The organism is Cellvibrio sp. OA-2007 (assembly GCF_000953825.1).
GTDB lineage: Bacteria > Pseudomonadota > Gammaproteobacteria > Pseudomonadales > Cellvibrionaceae > Cellvibrio.
Genome location: NZ_BBUL01000084.1, coordinates 73,968 through 91,212, shown reverse-complemented (window position 1 = coordinate 91,212; position 17,245 = coordinate 73,968). Strand labels below are relative to the sequence as shown.

The following is a 17,245-nucleotide window of genomic DNA, read 5'->3' as shown; positions in this document are numbered from 1 at the left end:
AACAACACCATGACATCCAATTTGCTGAACCTTCAACACAGCTACAACCCCTACGATTTGCTGCGTATCTACACCTACTACCGCACACTGCTCGGTAGCGTATTACTGCTGATGTTCCAAATAGAGTTTGCCCCCAAAGTATTGGGCAACGACAACCCCGATCTCTTTTTTTACACCTCAGCTGCTTATACCGCCATCAACTTTGTAACCCTGGCGGTGATGTGGCGATTAAAATACTCGCCCTCCCAGCGCAAACTATTTAGCTCGCTTCTAATTGATGTGATTGCAATAAGTCTCTTAATGCATGCGAGTGGCGGCGCACTCAGTGGCTTGGGTTATTTGCTACTCGTGGCCATTGCCGCTGGCGGCATTATGCTGCGCGAGCGAATTTCATTTTTTCTTGCTGCTATCACCACCATTGTAGTGATCGGCGAGGGAGCCTTTCGCTTTTTGATTCTAGTGCAAGACAACAAATCTCTATTCGCTTCTGGAACACTCAGCGCTCTCGCCTTTCTAACGGCGATACTTTTTCAATATCTCACCAAAAAAATTCGCCTCTCGTACGCAGAGGCCGAAACACAAGCAGCACAAGCAGCGCGTTTGCAAAAATTAGCACAAATTATTGTAGAAAGAATGCGCACCGGAATTTTAGTATTGAACGAAAATCTTGAAATAGAATTATGCAACCAAGCTGCCTTAAAGTTGCTCGGCTCAACACAGGACACCACGGCAAACTTACGTTTGGATAATTTCCCCGAGCTGTATAAAAAACATCAATCCTGGCAGCGCAATGCCAACGACCACTCGCCCTATTTAAAAATCGACGGCGACACTATTACCGAAGCCAAAGCCAATTTCGCTTACCTGGAACCTGGCACCTCTGCAGACATTTTGATATTTCTTGAAGATGTGCGCTCACTCAATCAACAAGCACAACAATTGAAACTCGCATCACTAGGGCGACTAACCGCCAGTATTGCCCATGAAATACGCAATCCGCTCGGCGCCATCAGCCATGCAAGCCAACTGCTGGGTGAATCTGATACCTTATCCGCAAGCGAACAGCGCCTGCTGGATATCATCAACAATCACAGTAAACGCGTTAATCAGATTATCGAAAATATTTTGCAGCTATCGCGCCGACGCGGGGCCAAGCCAACCCAGATTAACTTGCAGCAATGGGTTCATACATTTGTCGCTGACTACAAATCCAGCAAAAGTAATGGCTCGCAATTCAATATTCTTATAAAAGAAAAAAACATCGGCGATTCACACAGCGACTTTGACTACGACGACACGAGCATGATCACCAGCCTGTGCGCCAAATTTGACACCAGCCAACTACAGCAAGTGCTAACCAATCTTTTTGATAATGGTATCCGCTATGGCATAGCACAAACAGGCCGCGCTGATTTACGCATAGAAATCGGCCTGGACATCAACCAACAACAACCCTATATTCGGGTGATAGACTTTGGTGCAGGCATCAGCGAAGAAAACCGTAAACATTTATTTGAACCTTTTTTTACCACGGAAAATACCGGTTCAGGATTGGGCCTGTACATCTGCAAAGAATTGTGCGAAGCCAATCAGGCAATTATTTCCTACAAACGCACAGAACAAGGCGAAAGCTGCTTCCATTTACAGCTGGCGCATCCGGATAAAAACTCCTAATAAAAAGTTTATGGGATTTAAAAAACAGTTATGACTCAAAAACGCGCATTAATTATCGATGATGAACCAGACATTCGCGAGCTTCTGGAAATCACTCTAGGGCGAATGCAAATTCACACTGACAGCGCCGACTCTGTTGCCAGCGCAAAACAATTGCTACTACAGAACCACTATGATCTGTGTTTGACCGACATGCGTTTACCCGATGGCAAAGGATTGGAATTGGTGGAATTAATTCAACAGCAGTATCCTCAGCTCCCGGTAGCGGTTATTACCGCACATGGCAGCATCGATACCGCAATTGAATCCATGAAAGCCGGAGCATTTGATTTCATCTCCAAACCCGTAGATTTAACCACGTTACGCAAACTGGTCAGCACCGCAATTGAATCCAGTGAACTCAAACCAAAACCAATCAATAGCGTAACGCCCATCATCGGCGAATCAAAAGCCATTCAAGATTTAATTCGCCGCATTGAAAAACTCGCACGCTCCCAAGCCCCCGTCTACATCAGTGGCGAATCAGGTTCGGGAAAAGAATTAGTTGCTCACTCAATTCACGATTTAGGGCCGCGTGCAAGCAAACCCTTTGTCGCCGTCAACTGTGGTGCAATTCCACGCGAACTCATGGAAAGCGAATTTTTTGGCCACAAAAAAGGCAGCTTTACCGGAGCTCATCAAGACAAAATTGGCTTATTTCAAGCAGCGGAAGGTGGCACCTTATTTTTTGACGAGGTTGCCGATTTACCGTTGGATATGCAGGTGAAATTGCTGCGTGCGATTCAGGAAAAACAGGTTCGCCCGGTCGGAGCAGCCGACGAAATTGCCACCGACGTACGTATTCTCTGTGCAACACATAAAAATTTAGAGTTGGAAGTTAGCGAAGGAAGATTCCGGCAGGATTTATTTTATCGCCTGAATGTTATTCAGCTTTCAGTCGCCCCCTTACGTGAAAGGCGCGAAGATATTGCGCAACTAACCCAACACTTACTGCATAAACTCGCAACCGATATTGGACTTACTGCCCCCACGCTGTCAGCAAATGCATTGCGCATATTGGAAAATTATCACTTCCCCGGCAATGTGCGAGAACTGGAAAATATTCTGGAGCGTGCGTTCACGCTCTGCGATAGCAATATCATCGACACTCAGGATCTACAACTGCGGGGGCATGATCACCCATTCGATAACGGCTCTGAAAAAACCTATGCAACAAACAAATCATCGACACGCAGCAATAACGTACAACTAGACTACCCAGCACGCTGCGCAGAATATTCCTCACTGGATGAATACCTACAAGATGTTGAAAAAGAAATTCTCTGTCACGCTTTGGAGCAAGCCAAGTGGAATAAAACGCTGGCCGCAAAACATTTGGGGATTAGCTTTAGATCGCTACGATATAGATTGCAGAAGTTGGGATTGGATGATGAATAAAGCAAACGACTAATTAAATAAAAAAGCGGCAGGTAAATGCCGCTTTTTATGTATTGCTGGCTTACCAACACACTTCCGGTTTTTGCACCCCCGTATGCTCCAGCGTTAATTTATTGCAGCCATTTGCAGTGTCTTGAGTTTGAGGTGATTTAATCGCCTCTGCTGTCAGTTTGTATGTTGTTGTTTCAGACCCGCTGGTATGCGCAATTGTGATTTTATAAAAACCAGAACCGCGCGTTACATAAGTCCCAGCTTCAAGCGTTTTATAAGCTGGGCAATTGTCTTTGTCGTTAAAACGAGCAAAAGACGTGTAACAGCGCTGCAATCTCTGCGCAAAATCAAATAACTCTGTCTTTGCTTCAGCGCGGTTACTTTTTCGCACAGACTCCATATAGGAGGGATAAGCCATCGCTGCAATAATTCCAACAATTGCAACGGTTATCATCACCTCTATCAAAGTAAAGCCTTTTATTAGTTTCATGTTATAACCCTATGCTATTGCAACTGGCGCCAAGACTGCCGACCTTCGGATGCGGCATCATATTCGGCTTTGAGATTAAGTAAAGTTGCATCGGTGCCGCTACCAACAACGGCCCCCTTGCCCGCCTCACCTAATTGACCAAAACCCAAATCGCCCAAAACCAAAAAGCCATTGTAGGTATTTTTGATAGGGGTGATACCCGCCTTATCTCCTACAGCTCTGACAGCCATTAACCAGCTGCCGCCACCATATTGACAAGCTATGCCAGACGGAATCAAGGTTGGGAATATCAAATAGTCCTGCAACAATATAGCTTTAGTGGTAACACGTTCACCAGCCGTATCATTGAAATCGAGATACCAGCCATTTTGAGTTTTCCAATCCGGCGATTGCACTGGGTCAGCCACATCCTGTTTCACTTTGCGCGAATCAGTACCACTGCCATCCGTCGCGCTTTTGTATGTTGTCTGCAACTCTTTTACAAACAGATCGCTTCTTTTTACTTCAGTTCCCACGTCTGCAATGGCGTAATAACTGTGCCGAGGTGTCGTCGAACTGGAGTTATCACCTACATCAAAGTATTTACCGGTACCAAAGTAGACCATAATTTTATTTGCTTTAACTGCATTTAACCCCAGAGTGGGTGCAGCGGTAATGGGCTGAGCGTTGTTACTGGCATCTTTTGCAGCAAACAGTAAGTACTTCACTTTCCAATCGCTTGCCGAATCACTCGATAAGTCAAATCGCCAAAGATTGCCGTTTAAGTCACCTGCATAGGCAGCTTCAACCTGGCCAATCACATTAGGTAAAAGCGCCGGGGCAGACAGCCCTGTACCAGCGCCTGTATCCAATACTTTCGTTTTGCTCTTATCTTCTATATCTACAACAAATAGTCTAGAGGTGCTGCCACTCCCGCTGCCGTTGCCGAAAATGGCTGCCCAGCGGCCATTTTTCATTGGAACAATTAGCGGTTTACCCATTACATAACCCATCTGGGGGTAATCTTTTTCACTTAACTCCCAAAGCACTTTAGGCGTGCTATCAGTTACGTCCAATGCGTAAACGCCTCGCGCACCCGCCCCCATAGTGCCGACGATAATTGTGCGCCACGCACCACCAATATAAACATCGCCTACTGTAATTGGCCCATCCACTATAAACCGATGAGGATTCTCTTTAGTGCCATAATTTGCTTCTGTAATGGCAGCTAACCTTGGAATAGCCAACCCAGGCACATAGGCGAACAACTCCTTAAACTCTTTCTTTCCTTCCGTAGGTGCCTGAAATGCATGCACTGCACCATCATTTGAACCAACAAATACACGCGGTGTTTTTCCTTTTTTCAGTGCAACATAATCGCGATAGGTGCTACCGCCATCAGGCAAACGGTTATAACGGAAATCCCACGCGCCTACATAAGCAGGACTTGAATTAACAATATCGCCCAAGATAACTCTTTCAGTTCCGGTGCCACGCTTACGCAAACCGTCAGTTTCAGTTTCATAGGTAGCATTACCCAGTAACCAATCAATACGTTTTTCAGCTTTGGCATCAGTATCTCCCGTTAGCTTAAATGCAGTCTGCTGACCAAGCGGTCCAGTTGTTAAATTGCCCCACGCAAATTTCACCAGACTAGTACCATTAAACGTATATACGTCTCTTCCGGCACCAGTTGTAGGCATGCCCTTGCCTTCACTTGTGGTGAAAGCTGCCTTACTAGGAATACGGCCATCCTTATCAAATTCAAATACATTTAGCTCACCGGTCCAGTTTTCACTGTTGAACTTTGCCTGATACACATAGGCGCCTTCGGATAAACGTGTTGAGTTAGTGGCAACTGCAGATGCAGAACCAATACCCTTAGCCACATCTCTAAACGCTTCGCGCAAAGACGCCTCTAATTCACGAGGGTTAGTTGCAAAATAATAGGAACCAAGCTCAGCAGCTGTTTTGCCTTTAATCGCGTCAATCACTTTGGCGTCTTTGTAATAATCCAAACGCTTTTCAGGGTCATAGGCCGCTTTGCCCAAAGTGGATTCAACCAAGGCATCACTAAAGCCACCCCATTTAGCGGCGTAGTACAAAGGAGTTTGTAGAAACTTAGCTGAAGACGTACCCAGCGGGTAATCTACACTCGGAGCTTCTGCATCTGCGGTATTACAGGCCTTGGTTGTACACTCGAATTGATCGAAAGAGTTTATCCCGCTCTGAAAATGCGGGCCATCATGCGACTCTGTTCCCCCAATCACATAACCAAAGCCCATTTTATTAGGGGTTGATTGCGCCACCACATCGGTAGTTACTTTGACCGAACTATTGGTGACTTCATATTTGATAATACCCCACATGTCCTGATCATAATCGCCGCCCTGTTCACTATCTTCCCAGTTAACATAGAGCTGACCAGATTTGGATACCCCTGGAACCTCAGTTTGCTTTAATATTTTAAAATCAACAATTGCACAGTTCCCCCCGATAGATAGATTCTTACAAGCAGGAAGAATACTGACTGACTTTTCCCCATTAGGGGTTTTTACTTCTACTTTTGGTAGCGCGGGAGACAGCGCCACGCCATAGGTACGAACTGTTTGAGCATTAGGTACACTTGTGCCGGGCAGCAAATCATTGGTGCGAGCGTAGTAGGCCAAACCTGCAATCCCATAACTCCCCTCCAATCTAGGTGCATCAGGGCAAGTACCACGCACTGCAGAGAGTGAGGTCAGCGTTTTGCCAGTACACAACCCAGCATTTGCCTCGAGCGCAGCACCGGTAAGGCCAACAAAATACTTTCCTGTTAAATTTTCATGCGTAGAACTGGCAATTTTATTCGTCCATTCATTCAAAACTGCTTCAGCTGTCCCTCCGGTAATATCTGCTGCAGTTGCAAGATTGTCGCCGTCGTAGGAAGTTGTGGAAGCGTTAAATTGCAATACATTCAGCGGCGCGCAATAGTTGTCTTTATTGACTGGTGCACTACCCCATGCAGCACTATTAAGTCCTGTAATCTTATCGCTCCCTGTCACAGAGAAATTTGTGTTTACCGATTTCCCAGCCAAGTAGCGCAAAGATTCAAGATAAATTTCAGCTTGGGGGTTACCCCAGTTGGTGCAGGTGTCATCTGAAAATGAACTCTTACCCCAGGAACAGCTATCGCCAGTGTTATAACTACCATCTTCACCATTACCGCTGTAGGAGTAGCCGTAGGGTCTAAGCAGGTTTAGGGTTTTAACAATCCCATCTACCGGAACACCGCTACCGTCTTTTTTAAATGTGCCGTCAGTGGTCGCATTAACTTCCGACATCATGTTACCTACTGCTTTGCGCAACACACCGCCGGATTTATTTTTTTTGTACGATCCAGTCAACAATCCAAAATTAATTTTTGAACTACTCGCCTCATTGCGAATTTCGCCAAATTCTTGCAACAAACCCTGAGGTTTCTTATGTGTACTAGTAGGGTACTTATAACAGTTGGACTCCTCCAGCCCCGCCACACACACCTTAACTCTCACGTTTAGTTCACTGGCGACGCCAGTCTTGGATAGTTTATTTTTATCCAATGGACTGTCGCGATATGCATACACTTCGGTGACCGCAAAGCTATTGCCATTCACCCCTCTGTCGGTTTGAGAGATGTCGGAACGCCACCGGCACTGCCAACGCTCATTACTAGCCCAAAACATGTGGTTCCCCTTTGCTAAACGCATCAGGGGGGGATTAGTCACGTTTTGAGACAACCCTGTGCCCGCGGTTGTATTGCAGATAGTAAAGCCCGGGCTGAAGATGTCTTTGCCTGCAGCATCTTTTTCCCACGTGCCTTTTACTTCATCCGCACTGAATGGCGTAACGCCAGCCATTTCGGTAGCTGACCCGTTGTAATATTTTGCAAACGAGTGTGCATCGTGTGGCAAAAATGCACGCTCCAACACAGTCTCGGAATCTGTATCCGTTGAACGAAAACCACCGTATAAAATTTTTCTAATCGTATCTATACGAGTCATTGTGGCCCAGTTGAGAAAATTACCACTCCACTCTCCACTACAGTATTTAGATGTAGAATTCACCGCACCCGTAGGTTCAAACCTATTGTCTTTATATTGGTAACATTTACCGCTATCGAAATAACCATAATAATCATAAGTATGTTTATAGGTTGTTTCGACGCCATCGTTTTTCTCAAGATCAAGATCAGAGTAATCATCGTAGACCTTGTAATGGAGCTGATGGTCTTTCGACATATTGAGCATCATGATCGGCACAACAGGGTTCGAAAGAAATAATGGATCTTGTGAAGGCGCCGCAGCAACCGCAGCATGACTAATTGCAACACTAAAAAATGCGGAGATCGCACCTATATTTATTTGACGCAACGGGAGACGCCCAGCGATAGCAGAAACCTTGGCAAAACACTGTTGAATGAACATAGTTAACTCTCCGCTACTTAAAACGACGTTTATAGGCTGATTGCACTACGGCTTCTGCATCGGGGCTTAATCCAAAACCTCGCGCAGTCGCACGATATGGAGTCGCATCACCGGTAGTCATCATGCCGCCGACATCAATCGCACTGCCTTCAGCAGCGGCACTAGCCCCCATATCTACTTCCAACTCTTCTAATAAAAAACTAGGCTTGTCGGCAACTTCTTTAATATCCAAACCACTTTGCTTGGCAATTTTTTTCCATTTTTCCTTGGTTAGATAAGTCACCGAATTTTTGGGGATGGCGCTCATGTCCAGACAGGCACCTTTACCGTCCAAACAACTAAAAGAAGGCAACGCATCTTTGTTACTTGGCGATAAAATCCACTCCCCTTCACGCAAAGCAGACTCCGCGGCCTGAAATGCGATATTACGATCACGCATATTACCCGCCATGTTTTCCTGTAACCCCGTACCACGAATTGCCGCAAGACTGACGATGGTGATTAACAACACCATGATCAACCCCACTAGTAACACCACGCCCCTCTGCATAGAGGGCTGGGGCATTTGAGCTCGATAAAGAAGATGAATACTGTTCATTCTGTCCAACCTATTGAATATTAGTAGCGCGACTGCGGATACCGATAGTAGAGCTGAATACCTGACGCAAATATCGATCATCCTTATCTGGCGTTACTGTAGCGCCCGCAAATGTATAAGGTTGCGATTTTTCTACGACATTGTTATCCGCACTTCTTACCACAAGCTCAATGCGAACCGACTGAACAAAGGGCCACTCCGTATTATTCAGAGCATCAGCCAAACGATACTCATCGTTATCGTTAACCCCATCCCCATTCGCATCGCGTACAACGTGATATGTCACACGCATATGCTCAACGCCCTCCAACAATTCCAGCGCGGTTTCGGCATTCGTTTTTTGCCACAAGCTAGGAGTGCCTGTAGGCCCTTCTGCCAAAAAGTACACTACAGTATTCATCGCCAACACTTCGCCAGTGGTAAAATTTTCTGTTGGAACAATACCGCCCCCCCACCCCTTATCATGCTTGAAGTAAATATCAGTACCGACCAGTGACGGAGCAGCAACAAGCTTAAATACCCGCGCCTTGAAACAATCACTCACCACAGCTGCAGAATCCTTACATATACCTGCAACACAACCCTTTGAATCTATTGCGTCTGGGCTATAGGCATATATGCCTTTCGAGTCATTCGCTTTGGATAATGGCAACCCACTGCCATTGGCGGTATGTAGTACCAGCACGTTGGCGGTTTTGTCCTTCAAGGGAGTAATTGATGCGCCCAAGTCGGCCGCCTTGCCAGGTAAAGAATCAATACTTTTATAGCCTCTCACTCCCTCGGCAAAATTTCCGTGCAAGTCTTTGATCACAATGTTGCCGTCCTGCAACTCAGCACCTGGTTCATCAAATTTGGGGCGATAACACCCGTAGTAAGCCGCCATACGAATGTCGCGCGCCATAAAATCAACGGCCAACCGCCCAGTTTCCTGAATTCGAGACATGGCTTGCTGAGTGCTAAATACTGTTTTACTGGACAAAAAAACTTGCACCACTCCGGCCATCAATATCAACCCTAGAGTGATCGCAATCATTAATTCAATCAGCGATAAACCCGCTTGACGCAAATGCATAACGGTAACCCTCACAGCCTGGCACTATAGGTAAAAGTTGTTTTATTCTCTGCATCTTCACCAGAGCTGTTTAATTCATCCCATTCAATTGTTAACGTGCATATTTTTGTTGCGTCATCACAATCAACACCGCCTTTTCCATTAGGTAATTCCGCAGAGATATTGCGCCGCCATGCATGCAAATCGGCTGCCGCCAACGGGGTTAACACTGGCGTTTCCGTCTCCTTAACATGAGTCAGTTCCGACGTGTAACTCTTAATATTTTTCACATTGATACGCATCCGATCTAAGAGGTCATACGCAAATATATTTGCCTGAGAGCGGAAATAGGCTCCTTGATTAAACTGCAATGAACGTGTTTGCATGGCACCTAAAGCTAACAGCGATGTAGATAAAATCAGCAGGGTTACCAATACCTCAATTAAACCAACGCCTCGCTGAAAATCAGGCTGCTCGCATTTACACTGATAAAAAAACGGCCGACTCATACTCCCCCCTAAGCTACTCAGTAGCGCAAGCAATACGGCTCACTGATACCGAGCCAGATAGACCAATATTGATTTGCCTAGCCGCAGAACCAGTACATTTTTTAAATTGCGCTGAAATTACAAACGGCTTGTCTGTAAGGCGCGCCAATGTACCCAGCCCGGTATACCGAATAAATGTTTTGTCATCGCTACCATTTTTTACGCTTATCACTGCGCTGCTATCTTGTTTCTTCCATGCGCGCAGCACGGTACCGACAACTGGTGTCTCGGTTGTATCAGCGGCGACTGTATCAACAAACGCAATAAAGCCTTCATTCCAGCTACCACTGCAAGTTTCACCATCTTTGCTGGCGCACAACGAAACTCTTCCGGCTCGTTTAACCGCCTCAATACGGGCAAAATTAATGGCGGAGGCGAAATCTTCGCCAAGTGCAATGGAGCGGTTATTTAACATTTGCGACTGAAAACTAGGGATGGCAATTGACAACACTATAGCTGTAACAACCAAGGTCACCATAAGCTCAATCAGGGTAAAACCGTTCATGGAATATCGCATGTAATCTCTCTCAATTTACCGAGCCAACGCCCTAATAACTTTTAATAGACAGCTAGATTAGGGTTGATTATATTACTGCAGCCTACCACGGGCTCTGCGCAAAGATGTTGTCAGCGCGACATATGGCACTGACAGCTGAATGAACGGCTAGGCTTGGCGCGCAACGCGACTTTAAAAAATGGATTTAAGCTCACATTAAAGGAATAGACTATGAAATCTCATGGATTGACTCTTCTGGAACTGCTGGTCAGTACCACCATCTTCTGTATCATCCTCGCTATCGGCATACCCAGTTTCAACAAACAAATCAGCGACACACGCACCAAAACCGCCACTCTCGCGCTGCTGGATGCTATAGAAACGACACGCGCTACCGCAGTATTCCGCAATCAGCAGGTAATCCTTAAGGCCACCAACAAAAAATGGCATGAAGGATGGACGCTGTTTATCGATAAAAACAGCAATGACCTACTCGATAGCGATGATGAAACACTGCTGGTTCACTCAGGGTTGGATGTAGTGCTTACCCAAGCCAAGGCGCCCATTAATAGCTATGTCGCATTTATTGGCACTGGCGAAGGACGGCAAATAGGATCAAAGGGTAAAGGGGGATTTCTCGCGGGCACTATCAAGATCTGCCCGGTAACCAAAGGCGAAGGCTATAGTTTGATATTATCCAAAGGAGGTAGAACGAGAGTAGCAAAGCTGAGTCTTGCCGAGTGCGATGCAATACGATGATCACAAAACAGCACTGTGGATCGCTTAGATCCGCAGTGCTTTGGGAAGAGAAAAACTGATATTTTCCGGGGTGCCATCCATTTCAATAGGGGCTTCGGCACCGCAGGCCTTAAGTTTATCGATCACCTGCTTCACCAATACTTCAGGCGCAGAAGCGCCTGCGGTGATGCCAATACTGGTGCGATTTTGTATCCACACCGGATTGATATCATCCGGCCCATCAATTAAATAGGCTTCAGTACCGCAACGCTCTGCCAATTCGCGCAAACGATTGGAGTTGGATGAGTTAGGTGAACCAACTACCAACACTAAATCACACTCCAGCGCGAGCTGACGCACTGCGTCCTGGCGATTAGTTGTCGCGTAACAAATATCATCGCGACGCGGGCCTTGAATTTTCGGAAATTTATTGCGCAGGGCTTCGATGACTTTGGCTGTGTCATCCATTGATAAAGTGGTCTGGGTTACATAAGCCAAATTCTCTGGATCATGTACCACTAACGCATCTACATCCGCTTCATCTTCTACCAAATAAATTGCACCACCGTTGCTGGCATTGTATTGCCCCATAGTGCCCTCTACTTCAGGGTGACCTTGGTGGCCAATCAAAATACACTCGCGCGCTTCGCGGCTGTAGCGTGTCACTTCGATGTGCACTTTGGTTACCAACGGACAAGTTGCATCAAAAATTTGCAGGCCGCGCGCTTCAGCTTCTTGCCGCACCGCTTGCGACACACCGTGCGCACTGAAAATCAGAATCACATCATCGGGAACCTGCTCAACTTCATCGACAAAAATCGCACCGCGCTCGCGCAGCGAATCCACCACAAATTTATTGTGAACCACCTCATGGCGCACATAAATTGGCGCACCAAAAACATCGAGCGCGCGGTTGACTATGTCGATTGCGCGATCGACGCCGGCACAAAAACCGCGGGGATTAGCGAGCTTGATTTGCGTCATAATCAGTGCACCTGAACCGGTTCGATTTTGATAATAGCGACTTCAAATAAAATATCGCGGCCAGCGAGTGGGTGATTAAAATCTACCACCACTACCTCATCGTCATAACGCTGCACTACACCCGGCAGTTCGGTTTTTTGCGCATCAGCAAACGACAACATCAAACCTTCACTTAGTTCGAGGTCAGGGCTAAATTGGCTGCGTGCAATTTCCTGAATATTATTGGGGTTGCGCTGACCAAAACCATCTTCTGGTTTAATCACCAGGGTTTTGTGCTCGCCTTCCAACATACCAAACAGTGCTTTTTCAAAGCCGGGCAGTAAGTTGCCATCGCCCACGGTAAAAGTGGCGGGGGCACGCTCAAAATTGGAATCCACCATATCGCCATTATCCAACTGCAAGGCAAAGTGCAGGGTAATTTTAGTGCCGGGACCAATTGCTAATTCACGCATTTGCTTTTTTCTCTTTACTAAACAACATATCAATAATTAATACCGTAGCGCCGAGCGAGATCGCTGAGTCAGCAAGGTTAAAAGCCGGAAAATAACTGGCCTGATAGTGGAACTCAATAAAATCCACCACATGCCCCAGCACAATCCGGTCATACAAATTACCCAGCGCACCGCCAAGAATAAAAGCCAGCGCAAAGGCTTCGCGTGGTTTTTGCTGCGCGGTGCGCGCAATCCACACGCTTAACAAGACGCTAGCAGCAAGCGCAATCGCAGTAAAAAACCAGCGCTGCCAACCTCCCGCTTCAGCCAAAAAGCTAAAGGCCGCGCCGGTGTTATAAGCCAAGGTAAAATTAAAAAAAGAGGTGAAGACCAAGGTTTCGCCGTATTCAAACGCCGCTTCAATAGCGTGTTTACTGGCTTGATCCAAGGCTACAACAATCAGCGCAGTCAGATACCAGAACCAAGGTTTTTGATACATTTTTAGTGGCATGTTTAATTCACAATTAGGCAAATTGACGGGTTTCGCCCGCACCATCTACGTTGTCAACACAACGCAAACAAATGGTTGGATGGGTTGAATTTGTACCTACATCTGCACGGTGATGCCAGCAGCGCTCGCATTTTGCGTGCGCGGATTTTTTCACTGCCACTTGCAGACCGGCAACATCGGTAGCTTCGGCATTTTGTGCTTCAGCGAGTGGGCGAATTTCCGCAGTCGATGTAATCAATACAAAACGCAGTTCATTGGCGAGTTTATGCAATTCTGTTTGCAATTTTTCATCGCAATACAGGATTACTTCTGCACCCAATGAGCCGCCGACTTCTCCGGCCGCGCGTTTGGCTTCCAGCACTTTGTTTACGGCATCTTTTACTTCGGCGATCAATTCCCAGTAACTGTCGGCAAACGAATCCGCTGGCATTGCAGGCAATTCATACCACTCAGCAATAAATACATTGGCTTCGCGCTCACCGGCGATTTCTTTCCAGATTTCATCGGCAGTGAAACTTAAAATCGGCGCAATCCAACGCACCATCGCTTCAATCACATGCTGCAATGCGGTCTGCGCCGAACGGCGTGCAAGGGCATCGCCTTTTACCGTGTATTGACGGTCTTTAATAATATCGAGATAAAAACCGCCCAACTCCACCACGCAAAAGTTGTGCAGTTTTTGGTAGATCAAATGCAGCTGATAACTGTCGTAGGCGGCAATAATTTCCTGCTGCAATTGCGCAGTGCGCGCCACAATCCAGCGATCCAACTGCAACATGTTTTCTGGTACAACTGAGTCAGTCACAGGATTAAAGCCAGTCAGGTTCGACAAAATAAAGCGCGCAGTATTGCGAATACGGCGATAAGAATCGGCGGTGCGTTTTAAGATTTCATCGGACACGCTCATCTCGGTGCTGAAATCAGTCGCAGCCACCCACAAACGCAATACATCCGCCCCCAAATCGTTCATCACTTTTTGCGGCGGGATTACATTGCCAATCGACTTGGACATTTTGCGCCCCTGCGCATCCACCACAAAGCCGTGGGTTAATACGGTTTTGTAGGGCGGCTTGGCATGCATGGCCATCGACGTTTTCAGTGACGATTGGAACCAGCCGCGATGCTGATCGGATCCTTCCAGATACAAATCCGCAGGGAAGCGTAAATTAGCGCGCTGCGCCAATACCGCATAGTGAGTCACGCCTGAATCAAACCAGACGTCCAAGGTATCGGTCACTTTTTGGTATTTATCGGCATCGGCGCCGAGCAATTCGGCGGCATCCAGTTCGAACCAAGCATCCATACCGCTTTGCTCAACTTTTTGCGCAACCGCTTCAATTAAACGCGGTGTTTCCGGGTGCAATTCTTGGGTTTCTTTATTCACAAACAATGCGATGGGAACACCCCAAGTGCGCTGACGGGAAATACACCAGTCAGGTGAAGTCGCGAGCATGGCATCGATACGCGCCTTGCCCCAATCCGGTACCCACTCAACACCTTCAACCGCTTGCGCAACCTGATCGCGCAAATTGTTTTTGCTCATGCTCACAAACCATTGCGGTGTAGCACGGAAAATTAGCGGGGTTTTAGTGCGCCAGCAATGCGGGAAGCTGTGGGTGATTTTGCCTTGCGCCAGCAATGCATTTTTTTCAATCAAAAGTGCGACAACTTTTTCATCGACTTTGTAAACATGATCGCCCGCAAAAATTTCTACGTTGGGGCGATAGGTGCCGTGATCGTCGATGTAATTGAGTGTGCCGATTCCGTATTTCACGCCGACATTAAAGTCGTCCGCACCGTGGTCTGGCGCTGTGTGTACAAAACCAGTACCGGCATCGGTAGTGACGTGATCACCAAGGATTACCGGCACTTGGCGAGCGTAGAAAGGATGTTGCAGCAGCATTTTTTCCAGCGCTGCGCCTTTTACGCGGCCGACAATTTTGTGCTCTTCTACTTTTGCACGCGCGAGCACGCTGCTAATCAAAGTTTCAGCAACTAGCAAACGCTCATCGCCAACTTGTACTAATGCATAGTCAACTTCGGCATTGGCAGAAACCGCTTGGTTCGCAGGCAATGTCCAAGGTGTGGTAGTCCAAATCACCAAAGAAATTGTTCCGCTGCCGCTTAATTCGCCAATCGCTTTTTCAATTGCAGCTTGATCGACAAACGCAAATTTTACGTCGATGGAGAAAGAGGTTTTATCCTGATATTCCACTTCTGCTTCAGCAAGTGCAGAACCGCCGACCACGCTCCAGTACACAGGCTTAAAACCTTTGTGCAGATGGCCGTTGTCGGCGATTTTTCCGAGCGCGCGAATAATGTCGGCCTCGAATTTGTAATCCATGGTGAGATAGGGTTTATCCCAATCGCCCTGTACGCCCAAACGGATAAAGTCAGCCTTTTGGCCTTCCACTTGTTTGGCGGCGTATTCGCGGCATTTGTTGCGGAAGGTTTTCACATCCACTTTATCGCCCGCTTTGCCGACTTTTTTCTCGACGTTGTGCTCGATAGGCAGACCGTGGCAGTCCCAACCCGGCACATAGGGTGCATCAAAACCGCTCAGAGTTTTACTCTTGACGATAATATCTTTCAGAATTTTGTTAACTGCGTGACCGATATGAATATCGCCATTCGCGTAGGGCGGGCCGTCGTGCAAAATAAATTGCTCACGACCGGCACGCGCCGCGCGAATTTGTTGATAGAGATTATTGGCTTGCCATTGTTTCAACATGTCCGGCTCGCGCTGGGCGAGGTTTGCCTTCATGGCAAAACCGGTGTTAGGCAGATTCAGTGTTGCTTTGTAATCGGTCATGATTCACGGTCAACTTTGTTAGCAATAATTAATTAGAAAGGGTCGAGAAAAAGTCTTTGGCTTGCGCAATATCCGTTTGCAGTTGCACTTGCAGCTCATCCAGCGAGTTGAATTTTTTTTCATCGCGCAATTTGCTGTGGAAAACCACATCGATCAAAGCGCCGTACACTTTGCGCGAAAAATCAAACAGGTGAACTTCCAGCAGCGGTTTTTTGTCGCCACTCACCGTGGGGCGCACTCCAACATTCGCCACACCTTGATGCACAGTGCCATCCAGAAATTTTACTGTCACAGTAAACACACCGCGCAAGGGTGAGCGGTAGCGACGTAAATGGACATTGGCCGTTGGCACACCCAATTTACGCCCGAGCTGTTGGCCGTAAGCGATGCGCCCGCTGATGCTATAGGGTTTGCCCAATAGCGCTTCTGCTTCGGCGAAATCACCTTTCTCCAGCAGCTGGCGAATGCGCGTACTGCTGACTCGCTCTCCGTCAATTTCCAGCGTACAGGTATCGGTCACTGCAAAACCGCGCTCGGCGCCCACTTTTTGCAGCAGGGCAAAATCGCCACGGCGATCACAGCCAAACCGGAAGTCATCGCCAACCACTAAATGTTTGATCGCCAAGCCATCGAGCAGCACTTTGTCGATAAACGCTTCCGCCGACAAGCTGCGTAGGGTTTCGTTGAACTGCACACAGAGCACTCGTGCGACTCCGGCAGCCAGCAATGCCTGCACTTTTTCACGCAGGCGCATCAGGCGTGCGGGGGCTTTATCGCCGGAAAAAAATTCGTGTGGCTGAGGCTCAAATACAATCACTACAGCCGGTAATTGATGCTGTTTAGCGACCGCAATCAACTGGCGCAAAATAGCCTGATGACCAAGATGAACGCCGTCAAAGGAGCCGATAGTTGCTACACAGCCGCGATGCCAGGGGCGCAGGTTGTGCAACCCACGAATAAAACTATGTGCCGCTGGATTCACGCTGTGTAGTACCCTCAACCCAATTGTCTGTAAATGAGTGCCGGAAAAATGAAGGCGGGAAGTATACAGGAGCGGCGG

General features: G+C 47.3%; 14 protein-coding genes. 3 read left to right on the top strand and 11 right to left on the bottom strand.

All coding sequences use genetic code 11. The features are described 5' to 3' along the window. The first annotated feature begins 9 nt into the window (after positions 1 to 9). Both AWU77_RS07440 and AWU77_RS07435 read left to right on the top strand, forming a co-directional pair. Positions 10 to 1,674, top strand: a complete 1,665-nt coding sequence (locus AWU77_RS07440; RefSeq protein ID WP_062061044.1) for a PAS domain-containing sensor histidine kinase — start codon at positions 10 to 12, stop codon at positions 1,672 to 1,674. 30 nt (positions 1,675 to 1,704) lie between these two features. Beyond that, the gene (locus AWU77_RS07435) at positions 1,705 to 3,111 is read left to right on the top strand and encodes a sigma-54 dependent transcriptional regulator (protein ID WP_062061039.1); all 1,407 of its coding nucleotides are present in this window, start codon (positions 1,705 to 1,707) and stop codon (positions 3,109 to 3,111) included. Between the two features lie 61 nt (positions 3,112 to 3,172). Here AWU77_RS07435 and AWU77_RS07430 read toward each other — a convergent pair whose 3' ends face one another. Genes AWU77_RS07430 through AWU77_RS07405 form a run of 6 tightly spaced genes read right to left on the bottom strand, consistent with a single transcriptional unit; the run spans position 3,173 to position 10,730 of the window. After that, positions 3,173 to 3,592, bottom strand: coding sequence for a type IV pilin protein (locus tag AWU77_RS07430; protein ID WP_062061036.1), 420 nt, complete (start codon positions 3,590 to 3,592; stop codon positions 3,173 to 3,175). Positions 3,593 to 3,606: 14 nt separating this feature from the next. Next, positions 3,607 to 8,016: a pilus assembly protein gene (locus AWU77_RS07425; protein ID WP_062061033.1), complete on the bottom strand. Its 4,410-nt coding sequence runs from the start codon at positions 8,014 to 8,016 to the stop codon at positions 3,607 to 3,609. 13 nt (positions 8,017 to 8,029) lie between these two features. Beyond that, entirely contained in the window at positions 8,030 to 8,566 is a 537-nt protein-coding gene (locus AWU77_RS20475; RefSeq protein ID WP_255353638.1) for a PilX N-terminal domain-containing pilus assembly protein, read from the bottom strand. A gap of 58 nt (positions 8,567 to 8,624) precedes the next feature. Then, positions 8,625 to 9,686, bottom strand: coding sequence for a PilW family protein (locus AWU77_RS07415; protein WP_062061027.1), 1,062 nt, complete (start codon positions 9,684 to 9,686; stop codon positions 8,625 to 8,627). Positions 9,687 to 9,697: 11 nt separating this feature from the next. Continuing rightward, complete coding sequence (pilV, locus tag AWU77_RS07410; protein WP_062061024.1) at positions 9,698 to 10,174, bottom strand: type IV pilus modification protein PilV; 477 nt, start codon at positions 10,172 to 10,174, stop codon at positions 9,698 to 9,700. A gap of 13 nt (positions 10,175 to 10,187) precedes the next feature. Continuing rightward, positions 10,188 to 10,730 carry a GspH/FimT family pseudopilin gene (locus AWU77_RS07405; protein ID WP_084618183.1) on the bottom strand — a complete coding sequence of 181 codons (543 nt, stop codon included), beginning with the start codon at positions 10,728 to 10,730 and terminating at the stop codon, positions 10,188 to 10,190. A 210-nt stretch (positions 10,731 to 10,940) separates the two neighbouring features. Between AWU77_RS07405 and AWU77_RS07400 the strand changes: the two genes are divergently transcribed. Next, on the top strand, positions 10,941 to 11,468 hold the full coding sequence (locus AWU77_RS07400) for a GspH/FimT family pseudopilin (RefSeq protein WP_062061018.1): 528 nt from the start codon (positions 10,941 to 10,943) through the stop codon (positions 11,466 to 11,468). A gap of 24 nt (positions 11,469 to 11,492) precedes the next feature. On the opposite strand, the gene ispH is transcribed toward AWU77_RS07400, so the two are convergent. From ispH to ribF, 5 genes are read right to left on the bottom strand one after another with little or no spacing between them, the layout of a single operon-like run. Beyond that, the gene (ispH, locus tag AWU77_RS07395; protein ID WP_062061015.1) at positions 11,493 to 12,431 is read right to left on the bottom strand and encodes a 4-hydroxy-3-methylbut-2-enyl diphosphate reductase; all 939 of its coding nucleotides are present in this window, start codon (positions 12,429 to 12,431) and stop codon (positions 11,493 to 11,495) included. Between the two features lie 2 nt (positions 12,432 to 12,433). Next, entirely contained in the window at positions 12,434 to 12,883 is a 450-nt protein-coding gene (locus AWU77_RS07390; RefSeq protein ID WP_062061012.1) for a peptidylprolyl isomerase, read from the bottom strand. Continuing rightward, positions 12,876 to 13,373, bottom strand: a complete 498-nt coding sequence (lspA, locus tag AWU77_RS07385; protein ID WP_062061009.1) for a signal peptidase II — start codon at positions 13,371 to 13,373, stop codon at positions 12,876 to 12,878. Before lspA ends, AWU77_RS07390 begins: the two co-directional genes overlap by 8 nt. Positions 13,374 to 13,386: 13 nt before the next feature. Further along, positions 13,387 to 16,185: an isoleucine--tRNA ligase gene (gene ileS / locus AWU77_RS07380; protein WP_062061006.1), complete on the bottom strand. Its 2,799-nt coding sequence runs from the start codon at positions 16,183 to 16,185 to the stop codon at positions 13,387 to 13,389. A 28-nt stretch (positions 16,186 to 16,213) separates the two neighbouring features. Then, positions 16,214 to 17,167 carry a bifunctional riboflavin kinase/FAD synthetase gene (gene ribF, locus AWU77_RS07375; RefSeq protein ID WP_084618177.1) on the bottom strand — a complete coding sequence of 318 codons (954 nt, stop codon included), beginning with the start codon at positions 17,165 to 17,167 and terminating at the stop codon, positions 16,214 to 16,216. Positions 17,168 to 17,245 lie beyond the last annotated feature (78 nt).